We start from the raw sequence: 18679 nt of genomic DNA, 5'->3' as shown, positions 1-18679 counted from the left end.
AATGAACAGGATAAAAAAATACTGCTTATTGGCAATCAGTTTCATCGCATCACTGCTGATACTATATAGTTGCGTTGAACCATTTTCCCCTCCGGAAATTAATTCGGATGAGCAATATTTGGTAATAGATGGCTTTTTAAATGTGGGTTCTGATAGTAGCCGAATTAATTTAAGCCATACACAAAACGCAAGTGCAAACGAGGCAGTACTCAATGAAACAGGCGCGACAATTATTGCTGAGGAAGAGAAGGGGACAACTTTTTCATTCATTGAAAAGGGTAATGGGACTTACTTCTTGCCACCGCAAAATTTTAGTAAATCGTCAAAATATCGGCTGCGTGTTAAAACAAAGAGCGGTAAGGAATACCTTTCTGATTATGTTGAAGTAAAAAATACGCCGCCAATTGATAGTGTTGCTTACCGGTATGATCCGCGCCAGCAAGGCGGTGTGATGTATGTGAATACGCATGATCCAAGTAATCAGACACGTTTTTACAGATGGAAATTTGAGGAAACCTATGAGTATAGAACCGCTTATTACTCAGGACTGGAACTCTTTAATAAACAACTTATCGGAAGAAGAGATAACATTAATGTTTGCTGGCGGACCTTAAAATCAGGAAATATCCTGCTGGGATCTACCATAAAATTATCTCAGGATATTATTAAAGATCTTCCGCTCACCACGGTTTTGGTTTCCACCAACAAGCTTTATTTTGGTTATAGTATTTTAGTCAAGCAATATGGACTAACTCAGGATGCTTTTGAGTACTGGACGAGCCTGGCCAAAACCACCGAAGGAACAGGAAGTTTATTTGATCCGCTTCCTTCGCAAGTAACCGGCAATTTTAAAAGTACTACGAATGCAAAGGAGTTGGTTTTTGGCTATTTCAGCGCAGCCGTCGAACAGACACAAAGGATATTTATTCAACCTGGTTTAGGTTCCTATCCTACTTGCCCAATGCCTGATTCATTGTCAATTGCTGATGCTCTGAAATCCTCACCGCAGCAAGTTTTATTAAATACAGTAGGTGCAAAGCAGGATTCTGTTCTTTACAGTAGTGAATTTTGTGCAGACTGCCGTGTGCAGGGAGGTACCACGACAAAACCTTCTTTTTGGAAATAATATTTACCATAACGATATCAGAAAGTGAATTATAAACGATTCATATGGTTATTCCTCAGCCTGTTATTTTCTCCGTTTTTGGGGAAAGGACAGGATAATAGTTTGTCTGGGGTTGAAAAGAAATTTCAGTTGTTTAGTCAAAAGGCTATACAGGAAAAGTTGTATTTGCATCTCGACCGCAGTTTTTACGTGGTAGGAGAAACCATGTGGTTTAAGGCATATGACGTAAATGGAGCTTCAAATAAGTTCATGGATTTAAGCAAAATTGCGTATCTGGAAGTGATGGATAAGGAGCTGAATGCTGTAATCCAGACCAAATTTTCGCTGCTGGGAGGTAAAGGAAATGGTTCACTGATCATCCCGTCTTCTGTTGCCAGCGGAAATTACAAGGTAAGATGTTACACCAGCTGGATGAAGAATTTCGGTTCGGAATACTTTTTTGAAACGACAATTTCAGTTGTTAATCCGTTTGTCAAATTTGATCCGAATCCGGATGAGAAACAGGAAATCACGTATGATATTCAGTTTTTTCCGGAAGGAGGCCAATTGGTAAAAAACATTGAAAGTAAAATCGGATTTCGTGCGGTGGCGAGTGACGGGAAAGGGATAAATTTTAATGGTGTTTTGGTCAATCAGAATAATGATACGCTGGCCAGGTTTTCACCAAGAAGATTCGGGATTGGTAACTTTATGTTCAAGCCCGTCGCAGGAAATGAGTATCGGATTTTGGTTAAAGATTCAAAAGGTAAAACCAGTACCTACAAACTTCCGGAAGTTCAGGAACAAGGTTATGTAATGCAGGTAAAAGATTCTACGGCCAATCTGGCCAAGGTAATTGTTACCACACAAGCCGAAAGGTTAGAAAACAATGTCAGTTTATTTGTCCATACCCGCCAGGCAAACAATTATTCGGAAACAAAACCGATGACCGCAGGCAAAGCTGTTTTTGTTCTGGAAAAAAATAAAATGGGAGATGGGATAAGCCATATCACTGTGTTTAATAGTTTGGGCAAACCTGTTTCTGAAAGATTGTATTTCAAACGTCCTGCAAAGGATTTTCAACTTGACGGAAAAGTCAGTAAGCAGGAATACAATACGCGGGATAAGGTAATTATGGATCTGAGTTCGAGCTCTGATGCCGGAATTGCGGAAATGTCAAACCTTTCTGTTTCTGTATTTTTGGCGGATTCTATCAAAAGTGATGATCAGGAAAACATCAGCAGCTATTTATATCTGTCGTCAGATTTAAAAGGAAATATAGAGTCTCCGGAATATTATTCACAGCGGAACAACAAAGAAGTTGACGCCGATCTGGATAATCTGCTGATCACCCAAGGCTGGCGACGGTTTAAATGGGATGACGTTTTTTCAAAAACATCAGCACCTTATGCTAACCTTCCCGAGTTTGACGGTCATTTTATTTTTGGTAAAGTTTTCAATACGATATCCAACGAGCCCGCCAGAGGAATAGGTACTTATCTTGCCGCTCCCGATTTTCCTGCCAGATTATATTACGCCCAAAGTGATGCAGCAGGAACGATACGATTTGAAGTCAAAGAGTTTTTCGGGCCAAAGGAAATAACGATTCAAACGAACCTCAGTCTGGATAGTACTTATCGTTTTGAGATGGCAAATCCATTTTCAAAACAGCCGTTGAAAGTTGGGATGAAATCTTTCTTTTTTGATAAAAAACTGGAAAATCAGTTGCTTGTACGCACCGTTAATATGCAGACCGGCAATTCGTTTTTGCCCAAAATATATAAAGAAAACAAATACGTTTTTGCGGATTCCATCGCCTTTTTCGGAACACCTGACGAAAAGTATTTTCTGGATGATTTTACGCGTTTCCCGACTATGGAAGAAGTTATGCGGGAATATGTGCGAGGTGTCATGGTAAGGAGACGTCAAAAGGAATTCCATTTCAGGATGGCTGACAAATTATTTCCTCAAACGCTTTTCAACACGGATCCTCTGATTTTACTGGATGGTATTCCGGTTTTCAATACAGATAAAATTATGGCTTTTGATCCGTTGAAAGTGAAAAAGATTGAATTGATGAATGCACATTATTATCTGGGATGGGGAGAATTTACCGGAATAGTGAGTTTATCGACATATCGGGGCGATCTGGCAGGATTTGAGATGGATCCTCGTGTTTTGGTTTTGCCCTATGAAGGAGCCCAGGTGCAAAGAGAATTTTACGCTCCGAAATATGACTCCCAGGTGAAATTGCAAAGCCGTGTCCCGGATTTCCGTAATCTTTTACACTGGGCTCCGGATGTTGATACGGATACGCAAGGAAAGGCCCAGATAAGTTTTTACACCTCGGATCAGCCAGGACATTACCGTGTAATTGTCCAGGGAATGACAAAAAACGGTTTGGCAGGAAGTAAAACGTTTTCCTTTGAAGTAGCACGAAGAAGCTTATAGATCTTACAGCGTCGTCCACCCAAATCCAGTGAAGTACAAAACCCGAAACCAACCTTTCGGGTTTTGTACTTTCGGAATTTTGTCCAAAAACCCCCACAACTCAGCGCAAAACTCTTTAACTCTGCGTTTAAAAAAAACTCAAATATAGAATTCAGAAGTATGCTTGATTTCCTTTAAAACAAACGTACTATTAAGCACACCGATGTTATCGATTTTGGATAATTTGTATTTTACAAAATCATGATATTCGTCCAGACTTCTTACATTGATCTTCAATAGAAAATCCACTTGTCCCGCCATGTGGTAACATTCCTGCACTTCATCCAGATTCTGAATTTCCTGTTCAAACTTTTCAATAAAAGCTTCGTTGTGATAACGCATGGAAACCTGACAGATCGTCGTAATTGGTCTGTTGATCAGTTTCTTGTCAAGAATGGCGACATATTGTTTAATAAATCCCAGATTTTCCAACCGCCGGATCCGTTCGTAAATTGGAGAAATAGTAAGATTAAGAATATTAGCGATTTCCTTTGTTGTTTTCTTCGCATCCTTCTGCAAAATGCGTAAAATTTTGGTGTCAATCTTATCTATGTCTTCCATGATGGCACAATTTTTCCTGCTTTTATAATAGAGAATACTTGCAATAAGTAAATTTTTCTTTGAATTGATACTCTTGCAGCAATCTTTATTGAAATTGAGTATAATTATTTAAAATATTATCTTAAAATGCAAAATTGCAAGTGATTTATACTTTATAAATGTCTTGTAAAATGAAATCTGAACGAATTTTAGTGATCGGAGCAAACGGCCAGATTGGATCTGTCCTTGTGGAATATTTGCGTGGTATGTATGGTGAAAACCAGGTCATTGCATCAGACTTAAAAGTTAATTCAGAGCGACAGGATTATTTTGAAGTTCTCGACGCAACGGATGGCAAGACTCTGGATAAAATTGTAAAACGCCATAGCATTACCCAGATTTATCACCTGGCAGCGATTTTATCCGCAAAAGGAGAACAAGATCCGTTGAATACCTGGCAGATTAATATGCAGACGTATTTCAATGTGCTTGAAGTAGCAAGAGAAAACGGGGTTAAAAAAATATTTTACCCAAGTTCCATAGCCGTTTTCGGAGCACATGTGCACGGTTCGGCAGATCAGTTTTCTTATCTTGATCCGTCGACGGTTTATGGAATTAGCAAGGCGGCAGGTGAAAACTGGTCGAACTATTACTTTAATCGTTACGGAATGGATATTCGCTCGCTGCGTTATCCCGGGATAATCAGTTACCAGTCCATGCCTGGCGGTGGTACTACGGATTATGCCGTTGACATCTATCACAAAGCTGTAAAAGGCGAACATTTTGATTGTTTTTTGGAGGAAAATACAACCCTTCCAATGATTTATATGAGCGATGCCATGGACGCAACGGTTCGTTTGATGGAAGCTCCTGCGGAAAAAATAACCGTTCGAACGGGTTACAATCTTGCGGGAATGAGCTTTTCGCCCAAAGAAATTTATGATAGTATCCTTAAAATTATTCCTGATTTTGAAATAAGTTACAAGCCTGATTACCGTCAGGCGATAGCAGAATCCTGGCCGCAGCAGATTGATGACTCCGAAGCCAGAACGGATTGGGGATGGCGTCCGGCTTATTCTCTTGATAAAATGACCGAGGAAATGATTACCGAATTGAGAAAAAAATATGAGATAGTAAGGAGTTAACCTTCTGTTATTAATTCATTCAAAATATAAAAAATATGTACGGAGATATTAAAGAACAACTTCAAGGCGAACTTGATGGCATCAGAGAAGCCGGGCTTTACAAAACGGAGCGTATCATCACAACGCCCCAGGCAGCCAAAATTGCTACGGATAACGGGAAAGAAGTACTGAATTTTTGTGCCAATAATTATTTGGGACTTTCCTCACACCCGGATGTGATTGAAGCTGGAATTGACGCGATCAGGACACATGGTTTTGGTATGTCATCCGTTCGCTTTATCTGTGGAACACAGGATATTCATAAGGAACTTGAACGGAAAACGGCTGAGTTTTTAGGAACGGAAGATTGTATTTTATACGCCGCAGCTTTCGATGCAAACGGTGGCGTTTTTGAACCTCTTCTGGGCGAACAGGATGCCATTATTTCTGACGAATTAAATCACGCCTCGCTGATCGACGGCATTCGTTTGTGTAAAGCAAAACGTTTCCGTTACAAGCACAATAATCTGGAAGATCTGGAACAGCAGTTGAAAGATGCGCAGGGAAGCCGCCGGATCTTGGTTGTGACGGATGGCGTTTTTTCTATGGACGGAACCATTGCTCAGCTTGATGAAATCTGTGATCTGGCGGAGCAATACGGTGCTATGGTGATGATTGACGAATGTCATGCATCCGGATTTATTGGCAAAACCGGCCGTGGAACACATGAATTCCGTAATGTAATGGGTCGGATCGATATCATCACCGGAACATATGGAAAAGCACTTGGAGGTGCATCAGGAGGTTTTACTGCGGCCAAAAAGGAGATTGTTGAAATTCTGCGTCAACGCTCACGTCCCTATTTATTTTCAAATACGCTTGCTCCGTCGATCGTTGGCGCTTCAATCAAGGTTTTAGACTTATTAAGCAAATCTACTGCACTTCGTGATAAGCTTGAAAACAGCACAAAATATTTCCGTGAAGAAATGACAAAAGCAGGTTTTGATATTCTTCCGGGTGAACACCCGATTGTCCCGATTATGCTTTATGACGCAAAACTGGCTCAACAATTTGCGGCAAAATTGCTGGATGAAGGGATTTATGTAATCGGTTTTTTCTATCCGGTAGTGCCACAGGGAAAAGCACGTATTCGTGTACAGATTTCTGCCGGACATGAGCAGGAACATCTTGAAAAAGCGGTTGCAGCCTTTACGAAAGTGGGTAAGGAATTGGGTGTTATCAGTTGAGATAATTACTTAAAAAGCAAAAATCCGGATACTTGGCTGTGTCCGGATTTTTGCTTTTTACTAGTAATAGGTTATTGATTATTTTGATGCTGCTCTGGTTCCGGTTCAAGAAGTTCGACTTCAACTGTTAAAGATTTCAAAATTGCGTTGCCATATTGTGTCACCATAGCCACATCGGCTGCATCACGTCCATGGGCAATTTCAATCCGGTAGCCTTCGGTTTTTTCCTGAACGGCATCGAAAGGATACCAGTCGCCACCGATATAAACCTCAAACCATGCGTGCAGATCTATGTCTTTTAATTTGTCAAGATATCCAACGGTCATTCGCGTCGGAATGCACAGATTTCGGCAAAGTGCAATGGCCAAATGAGTGAAATCCCTGCAAACGCCAAAACGGTATCTGGCCAGATCCACCGCAGTTGTGCTGGCATCCGTAACACCATATTGATATGTAATGTTATTGTGTATCCAGCTCCGAATCGCCTCCACTTGTTCATAACCAGGCACCAGATTACCTGCAATTTCCATAGCCAGCATATTGATTTCATGCAAATCTGACTGGCAATAACGGCTGGGCAAAATATAATGCATTACTTCATCTGGTAAATCACTGACCAACATAAATTTGGGCAAAGGATTTGGAATTACTTTCGTGGGATTGACCTGTGCTTCAACTTCTGAGGTAATCGTAACTTGTCCGACCGGCAAAATTGTCCGCTGACATGGATTACCATATAAATCGGTGTACTCTGAAAATGGAATGGGCGGTTCGATATGAAAACCTTCGCTAATAATCGACTGGCCTTCTTCACGCCTCGGGCGCAGCATTGTGGTAATTGTTGTGGGCGCATATACGTCGTAGGTGAATATGCTGCGTCCCTTCATTCTCATGTATCGGTCGTTTAAGTAAAGTATGTAAAGATAGAAAGCATTATTGATGGAAATCGGGTGCGGAACTCATTTTAAAACTTTCTTAATGCCAGAATATAAACAATTATGCCAGAATTGCGGTTGGAAAAAATTTTATAATGGGGAAGCGCAATTTTTTTCAGCATCATACGATCTTGTTAAAATACCACACAGAATTATTAGTTAATTAAATCTTAGGTACTTAGTAAATTGAAATTACTTTGAACGGGAGAACGTATAAAAGAGAATATTAGATAAACATTAAAATCATTTGACAGGTGATCTAATTTTATTTAATTTCTGTTTTCCAAAACAAGAAGATAGATTTATGGCGGAACCTGAGGTAGGGCTATAATTCCTGGAATTAATTAAACCGGTTTTCTGATGAATAATCACCGCCGGCATTTTCAAATTTAAAGTTAAAATTCCTATGGCAATTACAAAGTGGATAGTAGACCCGGTACATTCTGATGTGCAATTTAAAATTAAACATTTGGTAATCTCTTCAATTACAGGTTCTTTCAAGAATTTTGAAGGAGGTGCAACATCTGATTTGAATGACTTTGAAAATGCGGAAATCCATTTTTCCCTGGATGTGGATAGTATTGATACAAATCAGAATATGCGGGATGAACACTTAAAATCAGCAGACTTTTTTGATTCCGCGAAATTCCCGCATATCACTTTTCAGTCAAACTATTTTCATAAAGTTAAGGGAGATCATTACAAACTTTCAGGGTTGCTGACTTTGAAAGGAATTACAAAACCGATCGAACTTGATGCGGAATACGGCGGAACTGAGCGTGATACCGATGGGAATATCAGATTAGGTTTTGAAGTGGAAGGAAGAATTAGCCGTCAGGAATTTGGATTGAATTATATGCAGCTTACAGAAACCGGCGGCCTTTTAATCGGCGAAGATGTGAAGCTGATCGCTAATATACAGTTGATGAAGCAGAATTAAGATATCTGTTTATTTGTAAAAATGCCCGTTTCGCTTAGGTGGACGGGCATTTTTATGTTGTGGTGGTTTCGTTTTCCGCGGGTTTAAACCCACGGCTATCATATCGGCCATGCCTATGGCATTTTAGGTTGATGGTGGTCTTCGTTTTCCGCGGGTTTAAACCCACGGTTATTATATCGGCCATGCCTACGGCATTTTAGGTTGATGGTGGTTTCGTTTTCCGCGGGTTTAAACCCACGGCTATCATATAGGCCATGCCTACGGCATCTTTATGTTGTGGTGGTTTCGTTTTCCGCGGGTTTAAACCCACGGTTATTATATCGGCCGTGCCTATGGCATTTTAGGTTGATGGTGGTCTTCGTTTTCCGCGGGTTTAAACCCACGGTTATTATATCGGCCATGCCTACGGCATTTTAGGTTGATGGTGGTTTTCGTTTTCTGCGGGTTTAAACCCACGGTTATTATATCGGCCTTGCCTATGGCATTTTAGGTTGATGTTTATTTTAATTTATAATCCATTGCACATCTCGAACTAGTGCCATCCGCACGACCGATATGGCAGCCGCGGAATTTATTCCGTGGTTTTATTGAGGATTTTAATCATTCATTGTTAAATTATCTTGAACCAAAATTATTTTCGCTAAACAGTGTTTATTATATTTGCATTGTAAATAATTAAAAAATGGGAATCGTAGAACGGAAAGAAAGAGAACGTGAAGAAATGAGGGAATTGATTTTGGAGGCAGCTCGAAAATTATTCCTTGCCCAGGGATTTGATAAAACAAGTATTAGAAATATAGCAGAAGCGATTGAATACAGTCCGGCGACAATTTATCTTTATTATAAGGATAAAAATGAATTGCTTTTTTCACTTCATGAAGCTGGTTTCCAGAAAATGATGCAGGAATTTGCTAATGTGGCCGTGGTTAAGGATCCGTTTGAAAAATTGGTAGCATTAGGAAATCAATATTTAAAATTTGCAATAGAAAATCCGGAGTTATACGACCTGATGTTTATCATGGACGCGCCGATGGAAACTTTATCCTGCCGTGAAGAAGCGTGGGATGAAGGTGCCAGATCGTTCGAGTTTTTAAAAACGACGATAGCAGAATGTATTCAAGTCGGTCATTTTAAAAATACGGTTGATATTGAAAATGCTTCCTTAACGATATGGAGTTTTATGCATGGATTGCTGTCTTTACATTTAAGAAAACGGATGGCTTTTTTTGAAGATGATCGTGAAATGGAGCGTATTCAAGATTCTTTTAAATTGTTTGTTGAAATGATAAGATGTTCAATGTAAGTATGAAAAAGTTAATTAAATTTTGATGTTAGTGAAAGCTATTTTGTGTAGCCAATTGATGAGGCTTATTCACAACTAAAAAAATTTGCACCTTCACTAAACACTGTTTATTATATTATCATTAATTTTTGAAAAATAATATTAGCGATGAGGAAAATATTAATTATCAACGGACATCCGGATCCGGAAAGTTTTGCAGCAGGAATAGCGGATGCCTATAAAAAAGGAGCATTACAAGCAGGTGCCGAGATTAAAGAATTATTATTGAGTAATTTGGATTTTAATCCAATACTCCAATTTGGTTACCGTAAGCGAACCGAGTTGGAGCCGGATTTGCTGGATGCGCAACAAAAAATACTTTGGGCGGAGCATATTGTTTGGGTGTATCCCGTTTGGTGGGGAGGTACGCCAGCATTATTGAAAGGATTTATCGACAGGACATTTTTGCCGGGCTTTGCATTTAAATATCGTGATAATTCTGTTTGGTGGGATAAACTTTTGACGGGCCGAAGCGCCCATATTATCAGCACACTCGACCAGCCGGCCTGGTATTATTGGCTCGTAAATGGTCGCCCGACTTATCATACAATGAAGAAAATGACGCTTGAATTTTCAGGTTTCAAACCTGTCCGTACCACAACATTTGGTCCGATCCGGAAATCTACGGAGGAATATAGAACAAAGTGGCTTGTTAAAATTGAGCAACTCGGAAGAAATTTGAGATAATTTTGTAAAACAATCATCATTTAAATGAAAAAAGGGAAAGTATAAATAGTATTCACGCTGCTATTATTGGTTTTATATTGAATACTTTAATATGAGACAAATGAATAGTTTTAGAAGCCTTTATATTTTCCTCACTTTCATTTTCGGACTTGGCATGAGCGCCTATTCTCAAAATCAATCTGATTCGCAGTGGAAATCCATTTTCAACGGAAAAGATCTTGGCAATTGGGATACTTATCTGCGGCAGGCGGAAGGTACCAGCCAAAAACCGTTTGGATTGAATAATGATCCGCTTAAAGTTTTTACTGTTTCAGAAGGAGCAATTCATGTTTCCGGTCAGCTTTGGGGTGGGGTAAGTACAAAGGATGAATATGAAAATTATCATTTGAGATTCAAAGTGAAATGGGGTGAGAAAAAATGGTATCCTATGCCGGATGACACCATTAAGCGCGATGCCGGATTACTTTATCATGCAACTGGTCCGTATGATTTTGCTTACGGCTGCTGGTTAAGAAGTAGTGAATTACAGATTCAGGAGGGAGAAATCGGTGATTTTTTTGGCGTTGGAGCAGGCTCTGCGGAATTTTCTTTACAAAAGAAAAATGTCCGGGGGAAATCGCTGGATCAATACAGTCTTGATGCTCCTCTGCACAGAAATGCGGACGCAGTCGGTGGAGGAAGGGTTTATCGTTCAGGAGATTTTGAACTTTCGCATGGACAATGGAATACTTGTGAATTGATAACCCGTGGCGCAGATGCCGTTTACATTGTGAATGGATTTGTGGTAAATCGCCTTTTTAATACCTATCGCCCAGGAATACACCAACAAACCACCCGAGGGAAAATTCAGTTTCAATCTGAAGGAGCGGAGGTTTTTTATAAAAATATGGAGTTGAGACCCGTTAATTTTAATCGCAAAAATGCGCCGTATTTAGTGGCTGATCAATCTACTCTTAAAAATATTAATCCTGATAAACCGCAAGTATTGAAGATCACGAACTCTGGCGATGATGTTGAATTGGTAGCGGTTGAAATTATCGGTGCATTCAATGATCAGTTTGTTATCAACTTACCTTCTTTTCCTTTTAAAATAGCCAAAGGGAAATCGTTTACATTGCCGGTTTCAGTGAAAGCAGGAACAATTGCAAACACAATTGTCAAGCTGAGACTGGAAACTGTGTTGGGGCCGGTCCCGGATTTTGAGGTTATTTTGGAAAGTCGGTAGAGTATCAATCGTAACGATATGATAACAATTGATCACTACTTTTCAATTTGACTAAACTGTAACTTTCATCTTCCAAAATTTACAATTCCTTCCCTATCTTTACCCTACAAAACAATCCTGCCCAATCAATGAAATTCCTGAAAATTCTCCTTTATGTCATCGGTTCAATATTACTTATTCTAGTGATAATGGTTGCAACGATGGTAACCACAATCGACCGGACGCCTTACAAGGAAATGTCTTACTACAAACAGTGGAAAGAAAACGTTGCTAAAGTAAGTAATCAAACAGCTACCGATACAGTTTCTCAGACATTAAGCGCTGGTTGGGCGAAAGTGAATATTACGCCAGCGATGCCCGGGCCAATGGCAGGTTATGGTAAAAGAAGAGGAAAACATTATGAGGCGGTACATGATTCAGTTTATGTGCGGACGATAATTGTTGAAAATGGCGTAACGAAAGCCGCTATAATAACGGCTGATATGCTGATTGTCCCGCCAAATATTACGGCTCGCGTTAAGGAACTTCTCCCTGCTACCGGATTTACTTTTGATCAGATTTATTTTGGAGCTATCCACAGTCACAATAGTTTGGGAGGCTGGTATAATACCATTACAGGAAAACTTTTTGCCGGGCCATATGACGCGGCTGTGGTGGAGACTGTGGCGCAGGCCATTATCAAATCCATAAACGACGCAAAGAAAAATATACAATCCGCAACCATCGGTTTTGGTGAAGTAAAAGATACGCTTGATATCAAAAATCGTCTGGTTGGTGAAGAAGGAATTGTTGATCCGTGGGTAAGAAACCTGGAAATTTCAGGTGCTAACGGGCAAAAAGCGATGATAAGTTCTTACGCAGCTCATTCCACGATTTTGAATGCAAGTACAATGGAATTATCTCGTGATTGGGCCGGTGCTCTCGTGGATGACCTGGAAAGCAGAGAAGCAAATTTTGCTGTTTATATGGCAGGCGCGGTGGGAAGTATGGCGCCAATCGAAAAGGGAAAAGATGATTTTGACGAAGTGAAAAACCAGGCTGGAAATGTTGAAAAATCAATTCAAACCATTCTTGGAAAATTTGAAAAACAGCCTGCAATTCTTCGGTCGGTTACTGTTCCCTTGCCTTTAAGAGATCCAAGACCTAAAATTATGCCAAATCTTGCGCTCAGAAGCTGGGTTTTTCGCTGGGCTTTTGGGGATGTTCCTTCTTATATCAAAGCATTACGGATTGGAAATATTTTGATGGTTGGCGTTCCTTGTGATTTTTCAGGGGAATTGATGCCGGAATTAACCGCTTATGCCGCAAATAAAGGTCTGCATTTAATGGTAACGAGTTTCAATGGTGGTTACGTTGGGTATATTACCAATGATAAATACTTTGATAGAGACTTGTATGAAACTAAAACCATGAGCTGGTTTGGTCCTTACAATGGTGCATATTTTCAGGAAGCAATTAAGGATTTGATCGACAAAATGTCTTGATAGCTGTTGGCGATTAGCTGTTAGCGATTAGGGCGGCGGGCCGGAATTCTTTGCTTAAAAATTTGCATCGGTCTTATTTTCTAACGCCTAACAGCTAAATCCCTAACGCCTGAATCCATGAAGTATTTATTATCAATTTTGCTGGTTGCAATGATTGCGACCGCCAGTTTTGCTCAATCTCCTATGCGCCTTGCTGTGGCCGGATTAAGTCACGGCCATGTTGGCTGGGCATTTAATCGTTCTGATAAAAAAGACGCTGTACTTGTTGGCGTTTACGAACCGAATCAGGAATTGGTTGACCGATTTGCCAGTAAATATAAATTGGACAAAAAGCTTTTTTACAGTGATTTGAACAAAATGCTGGATGAAACAAAACCGGAAGCGGTTTCTGCTTTTGGTCCGATCAATGAGCATATTACAATCGTAAGAGCCTGTGCACCAAGAAAAATTAATGTGATGGTTGAAAAACCGTTAGCTACAACTTTCGCTGATGCCAAGGAAATTCAAAGTCTTGCACTGAAAAATAATATTCAGGTTTTGACAAATTATGAAACTTCCTGGTATGCCAGCAATCAATATGTAAATGACCTTTACACGGCCGGAAAATTAGGGGAAATCAGAAAAGTAATGGTTAATGACGGCCATCAGGGACCAAAGGAAATCGGTGTTGGAAAAGAGTTTTTCGAGATTTTGACTGATCCTGTTAAAAACGGAGCTGGTGCTTTAACCGACTTTGGATGTTATGGTGCAAACCTGATGACATGGCTTATGAAAGGTGAACGCCCAATCTCGGTAACGGCTGTTGCGCATCAGAATAAACCGGATATTTATAAGAATGTAGACGATGAAGCATCCATCGTTTTGCAATACCCAAAAGCGCAATGTATTATCCAGGCTTCCTGGAATTGGACTTTTGCGCGTAAAGACATGGAGGTTTACGGAACCAAAGGTTATGCAATAGCCGTTGACCCTACAACAATCAGAGAACGTTTACAGGATAAAGCACCGGAAGAAAAAAAGAAAATCGATCCGCGCCCTGCTCCTTATACAGATCCTTTTTCAGTTTTGTCGGACGTTGTACAAGGTCGTTTGAAACTGGATAAAAATGATTTGTATGGGTTGCCTGTTAATGTAACTGTTGTTGAAATCCTGGAAGCAGCCCGTAAATCGGCTAAATCAGGAAAAACTGTTACCTTATAAAAGCTATTCATTTAAAACCGATTTCCAGTGCAAAAAACCGGACCTTCCCTCGATCCCAAACCCGTCAGTTTTTCACAAACTACACTTACAGAATTAATGATTCCGTCTTATGCCAATTTTGGTGGAAAAATACACGGAGGAATTCTCTTGTCACTGATTGATAAAGTTGCTTACGCCTGTGCCTCGCGCCATGCCGCAACGTATTGTGTGACAGTTTCGGTAGACGGAGTTGATTTTTTGAAACCGGTTGAAGTGGGAGACCTGGTTTCTTTAATGGCATCGGTAAATTATGTGGGAAGAACTTCGCTGGTTATCGGCATTCGTGTTATTGCAGAAAATGTCCGGAACGGAATTCAGCGGCATACCAATACTTCTTATGTAACCATGGTGGCGAAAGGGGAGGATGATCTTCCGGCAGTGGTTCCGCCTTTGTTGTTGGAAAGTGAAGAGGATGGAAGGAGATTTCTGGAAGCAATGACGCGCCGGCAGTTGAGAGAAGAATTTCGTCACGCTTTTAATAGTGAAAAAGGCAGAATTGATGTAACTGAAAATCTTGATAAACTTGTTGAACAACGCTGTGTAATTGGCTGGGAATAATATTACTTCTACTACCTAAGCATTTATAAGCTTAGGTAGTAGAAATATTTAAATCTTAAAATCCGAATAAACCACCTTTTTTTGTTCTGGTTGTTGATTTCCCAAACAGCATTCCAAATACGCCACGAACTACTTCTCTGCCAATTTGTTTTGCCAAAGGTGAAGCTAAGGCTTCTTCAAACATACCTTTTTCCTGCTTGCCTCCGCCTTTTGCAACAGTGGCTTCTTCTTTCAGTTCCTCAGCCTGTCTTGTTTGTTCTTCAATCCGTTTCGTTAATATTTCGTAGGCACTTTCAGGATCAATAGGATCTTTATATTTCAAATAAACATCCGACTGGCGCACATGATTTTCATAATCCGATTGTGTCATCGGGCCCATTATTGACGTTGGTGGCAGCAAATGCGTAGCCGCAACTTCGGTTGGGATACCCTTATCATTTAAAACCGTAATTAGCGCCTGGCCGATACCCAGAGTAGTTAATATCTGGTCAATGGAATAAAAATCTGAACGAGGATAGGTTTTTACCGTTTGTTTAAGCGCATCAGCATCCTGAGGCGTGAAAGCGCGAAGTACGTGTTGAACACGGTTTCCTAATTGCGCCAAAACAGAAACAGGAATATCCTGAGCCATCTGCGTACAGAAGAAAATCCCTACACCTTTTGACCGTATCAAACGGACAACCTGTTCAATCTGATCCATAAATGCTTTTGGCGCGTCTTTGAAAAGTAAATGTGCTTCGTCCAAAAAGAAAACCAGTTTTGGCTTGTCCAGATCACCCGCTTCCGGCAAAGTTTGATACAATTCAGCTAACAAACTCAACATAAAAGTCGAGAATAACGCCGGCTTATCCTGAACATCAGAAATGTTCAAAAGACTGATCACACCTTGTCCGTCAACCTTATTGATCAGATCAGAAATGTCAAAGGACTTTTCTCCAAAAATTGATCCTACACCCTGTTGTTCCAGAGCAACGATTTTACGAAGAATTGTACCAGCCGTTGACGAAGAAATCGAGCCATAATCTGACTTTATTTCTACCGCTCCCGGACCTTCTGACAGATAACTCAATACTTTTTTCAAGTCGTTCAGATCAATCATAGGTAGCTTTTTATCATCGGCATATTTGAAAAGAATAGCCAATACACCCGATTGTGTATCATTCAGCTCAAATATTTTTGACAATAAAATAGGGCCGAATTCCAAAATAGTCGCACGCATTTGTGCACCTTTATTTCCACTTAATGAATATAGTTCAACAGGAAAACCCTTTGCTTCAAAAGGAGTTCCTAAGATGGCTGAACGCTCTTCAATTGCAGCATTTGATGTTCCTGGCTGTGCGATGCCAGATAAATCTCCTTTAATATCCGACATGAAAACAGGTACGCCCGCCGCGGAAAGCTGTTCTGCTAAAACCTGAAGTGTGCGTGTTTTTCCCGAGCCGGTTGCGCCAGCGACCAAGCCATGGCGGTTCATCATACGAAGCGGTAAACTTACCTTCGCCTCTGTGATTATTTCTCCGTCAAGAATAGCCGATCCCAGGTGGATCGTTGGTTTATCCGTTTGATAAGATTTCTGGATTGCCGCTACGAATAGATCTCTTTTTGACACTTGTGTATAGGGTTATTGTTAATAATGGTCTAATTTACCAAAATTATATATTTTGTAATGATTTCAAGCCTCGGAGAGAATATTCTAAGTGAAATGATATTCTTTAAAGAAGTTATATTATTTTTCGCAGTAGTTTGTTTTTGCGGAATATTATTAGGTATTTTGGTATTAACACTATTATATTATTCTGAAATAATTTATTAAATACAATTCTTGCCGCTTATGCTTAGTCGAGTTGCTAATTCAATCTATTGGATGAATCGTTATATGGAACGGGTTGAAAATTATGCCCGTTTTGTCGGAGTTAATTTTAACCTTGCACTTGACCTTCCGCCGGATGTGGACGAACAATGGGAGCCGCTTCTTATTGCCACAGCTGATCATTTCCTGTTTCACAAATATTATGACAAACCGACTAAGGAGGACGTGATCCATTTTATGACGTTTGATAAGCGCAATCCGAATTCTATTGTAAGCTGTTTGTATGAAGCCAGAGAAAATGCACGTACGATCCGTGAAACCATTTCGAAAGAAATGTGGGAAAGTATCAATACGTTTTATCTGACAATCCGTGGAACTTCTCCGGAAGATTTCCGGAATATGGATCACATGCAGTCTTTTTTTACAGATATCCGTAAAAACTGCCAGTTATTCCATGGCGTAGTTGATGCGTCCATAACGCGTAACGAAGCATGGCATTTTGGTCGTTTGGGCCGTCATATTGAACGTGCTGATAAATGTTCGCGGTTTCTGGATGTTAAGTATTTTACACTTTTACAAGATACTGGTACTTCTGGCTCAACTTTGGACTTGATGATGTGGACTGCGGTTTTGAAATCTGTAAGTGCTTATAATATGTACCGTCAAACGCATCGTGCTTTAACGCCGATGAATATCGTGGCATTTTTAATTCTTGATAAATTATTCCCGCGTTCCATCGCTTATTCGGTTCGCCAGGCTGAACTTTCTTTGTATGCCATTGCAGGCTCTATTCCTGAACGCGGACATACAAATGCTGCTGAAAGAGCATTAAGCAAAATGCGCAGCGAACTTGAATTTACCGATGTGGAAGATGTATTTAAGATAGGTCTTCACAAATATCTGGATCGTTTTCAAACTAATAATAACGAAGTTGACAGTGCAATTTTCGATTTGTATTTTGGTCTTGAATCGGAGAAATCTCAAACGCAGTCAATGGGGCAAACTTCCGGGCATATCCGCAGCCAGTGGATGAACTGAACCAAATGTAGTCTTACAAGGGTTTAATATTAATAACGAGCATCATTTTTTGCTAAGCCCGGGAAATTCTATGAATCTGAAAGTTCGTCATTCACTTGACTATAGTTACGATTTTCCTGTTGAGTTGGATTCGCATACTTTGTATCTGTATCCCAAAGCTTATCCCCACCAACGCGTACTTCAGTATTCGCTGGTGATAGATCCTGCGCCTTCAAACATTGTTAAAAATGTAGATGCAGAAGGAAATGTTGAACAGGTTGTCCACTTTTTTAATGGTCGGGTAACGAGTTTGAAAGTCCGTGCAGAAATGACAGTGTGCTCGGATCCGGTCAATGTTTTTGATTTTGTACTTTTTCCTTTTATCACGAAAAATATTCCTTTTTTGTACGATAACAGGATCTACAAATATCTTATTCCTTATTTGAGCCGTAGTGAAGCAACAACTTACGTTGAGCAATTTGCCAGAAAAATTGCAGCCGAAGTTAATTGGGGAACTGTTCCTTTTCTGGTTGAACTAAGTAAATATATTGCTGAAAACTTCTCTTATCAAAACAGAGAGTTCGGCGTTGCTTATCCTCCGGATGATACCTTGCGGGATAAAACGGGGTCTTGCCGTGATTATTCGCGTTTGTTTATCGCTGCGTGCCGGAGTATCGGTATTGCAGCCAGATTTGTAAGCGGGTATTTATACGGAAATCCTATGCAGGCACACGAGCTTCATGCCTGGGTAGAAGTTTATTTGCCCGGTGCCGGCTGGCGCGGATTCGATCCGACAGAAGGAAAGGTGATTGCCAATAATCATATTAGTTTGGGTGCATCCGCGGACTTTGACCAATTAGCACCGGTTATGGGATTTTTCCGGGGCTCTGCTCATTCGTCTTTGGTGACGCATGTGGACATTGAACTGGTATAATG

At 40.2% G+C, this 18679-nt stretch carries 16 protein-coding genes; 13 read left to right on the top strand and 3 right to left on the bottom strand.

The window, feature by feature from the left end; all coding sequences use genetic code 11:
• Position 1 precedes the first annotated feature (1 nt).
• Together FDK13_RS22320 and FDK13_RS22315 are read left to right on the top strand one after the other, a co-directional pair.
• Positions 2-1126 carry a DUF4249 domain-containing protein gene (locus FDK13_RS22320; RefSeq protein WP_137342241.1) on the top strand — a complete coding sequence of 375 codons (1125 nt, stop codon included), beginning with the start codon at positions 2-4 and terminating at the stop codon, positions 1124-1126.
• A 24-nt stretch (positions 1127-1150) separates the two neighbouring features.
• Positions 1151-3556 (top strand): hypothetical protein, encoded by a 2406-nt coding sequence (locus FDK13_RS22315; RefSeq protein WP_137342240.1) that lies wholly within the window; start codon positions 1151-1153, stop codon positions 3554-3556.
• A gap of 138 nt (positions 3557-3694) precedes the next feature.
• Here FDK13_RS22315 and FDK13_RS22310 read toward each other — a convergent pair whose 3' ends face one another.
• Entirely contained in the window at positions 3695-4156 is a 462-nt protein-coding gene (locus FDK13_RS22310) for an Lrp/AsnC family transcriptional regulator (protein WP_137342239.1), read from the bottom strand.
• Between the two features lie 170 nt (positions 4157-4326).
• Here FDK13_RS22310 and FDK13_RS22305 point away from each other — a divergent pair, with 170 nt between their 5' ends.
• A complete protein-coding gene (locus tag FDK13_RS22305) occupies positions 4327-5280 on the top strand; it encodes an NAD-dependent epimerase/dehydratase family protein (RefSeq protein ID WP_137342238.1) in 954 nt (317 codons plus the stop codon).
• A gap of 35 nt (positions 5281-5315) precedes the next feature.
• Positions 5316-6506, top strand: a complete 1191-nt coding sequence (gene kbl, locus FDK13_RS22300; protein WP_137342237.1) for a glycine C-acetyltransferase — start codon at positions 5316-5318, stop codon at positions 6504-6506.
• 71 nt (positions 6507-6577) lie between these two features.
• Here kbl and FDK13_RS22295 read toward each other — a convergent pair whose 3' ends face one another.
• Complete coding sequence (locus FDK13_RS22295; protein WP_137342236.1) at positions 6578-7399, bottom strand: transglutaminase domain-containing protein; 822 nt, start codon at positions 7397-7399, stop codon at positions 6578-6580.
• A gap of 448 nt (positions 7400-7847) precedes the next feature.
• On the opposite strand from FDK13_RS22295, the gene FDK13_RS22290 reads away from it, so the two are divergent.
• The 7 genes from FDK13_RS22290 (at position 7848) to FDK13_RS22260 (ending at position 14916) form a co-directional block, all read left to right on the top strand.
• Positions 7848-8381, top strand: a complete 534-nt coding sequence (locus FDK13_RS22290; protein WP_137342235.1) for a YceI family protein — start codon at positions 7848-7850, stop codon at positions 8379-8381.
• Positions 8382-9063: 682 nt separating this feature from the next.
• Entirely contained in the window at positions 9064-9684 is a 621-nt protein-coding gene (locus FDK13_RS22285) for a TetR/AcrR family transcriptional regulator (RefSeq protein WP_137342234.1), read from the top strand.
• A 147-nt stretch (positions 9685-9831) separates the two neighbouring features.
• A complete protein-coding gene (locus FDK13_RS22280) occupies positions 9832-10410 on the top strand; it encodes an NAD(P)H-dependent oxidoreductase (protein ID WP_137342233.1) in 579 nt (192 codons plus the stop codon).
• Positions 10411-10510: 100 nt separating this feature from the next.
• Positions 10511-11635 carry a 3-keto-disaccharide hydrolase gene (locus FDK13_RS22275; protein WP_170982881.1) on the top strand — a complete coding sequence of 375 codons (1125 nt, stop codon included), beginning with the start codon at positions 10511-10513 and terminating at the stop codon, positions 11633-11635.
• 128 nt (positions 11636-11763) lie between these two features.
• On the top strand, positions 11764-13119 hold the full coding sequence (locus FDK13_RS22270) for a neutral/alkaline non-lysosomal ceramidase N-terminal domain-containing protein (protein WP_137342231.1): 1356 nt from the start codon (positions 11764-11766) through the stop codon (positions 13117-13119).
• 117 nt (positions 13120-13236) lie between these two features.
• Positions 13237-14319, top strand: coding sequence for a Gfo/Idh/MocA family protein (locus FDK13_RS22265; protein WP_137342230.1), 1083 nt, complete (start codon positions 13237-13239; stop codon positions 14317-14319).
• A gap of 96 nt (positions 14320-14415) precedes the next feature.
• Complete coding sequence (locus FDK13_RS22260) at positions 14416-14916, top strand: acyl-CoA thioesterase (RefSeq protein WP_137342407.1); 501 nt, start codon at positions 14416-14418, stop codon at positions 14914-14916.
• Between the two features lie 55 nt (positions 14917-14971).
• Here FDK13_RS22260 and FDK13_RS22255 read toward each other — a convergent pair whose 3' ends face one another.
• Positions 14972-16525 (bottom strand): helicase HerA-like domain-containing protein, encoded by a 1554-nt coding sequence (locus tag FDK13_RS22255; RefSeq protein WP_137342229.1) that lies wholly within the window; start codon positions 16523-16525, stop codon positions 14972-14974.
• Positions 16526-16747: 222 nt separating this feature from the next.
• On the opposite strand from FDK13_RS22255, the gene FDK13_RS22250 reads away from it, so the two are divergent.
• Together FDK13_RS22250 and FDK13_RS22245 are read left to right on the top strand one after the other, a co-directional pair.
• Positions 16748-17764, top strand: coding sequence for an alpha-E domain-containing protein (locus FDK13_RS22250; protein ID WP_137342228.1), 1017 nt, complete (start codon positions 16748-16750; stop codon positions 17762-17764).
• A gap of 70 nt (positions 17765-17834) precedes the next feature.
• Positions 17835-18677, top strand: a complete 843-nt coding sequence (locus FDK13_RS22245) for a transglutaminase family protein (RefSeq protein WP_137342227.1) — start codon at positions 17835-17837, stop codon at positions 18675-18677.
• Positions 18678-18679: the final 2 nt, after the last annotated feature.

The organism is Dyadobacter frigoris, from assembly GCF_005280585.1.
Classification (GTDB): domain Bacteria; phylum Bacteroidota; class Bacteroidia; order Cytophagales; family Spirosomataceae; genus Dyadobacter; species Dyadobacter frigoris.
Note: the sequence above shows the minus strand (reverse complement) of the source record. Positions and strands in the feature narration are given on the sequence as shown.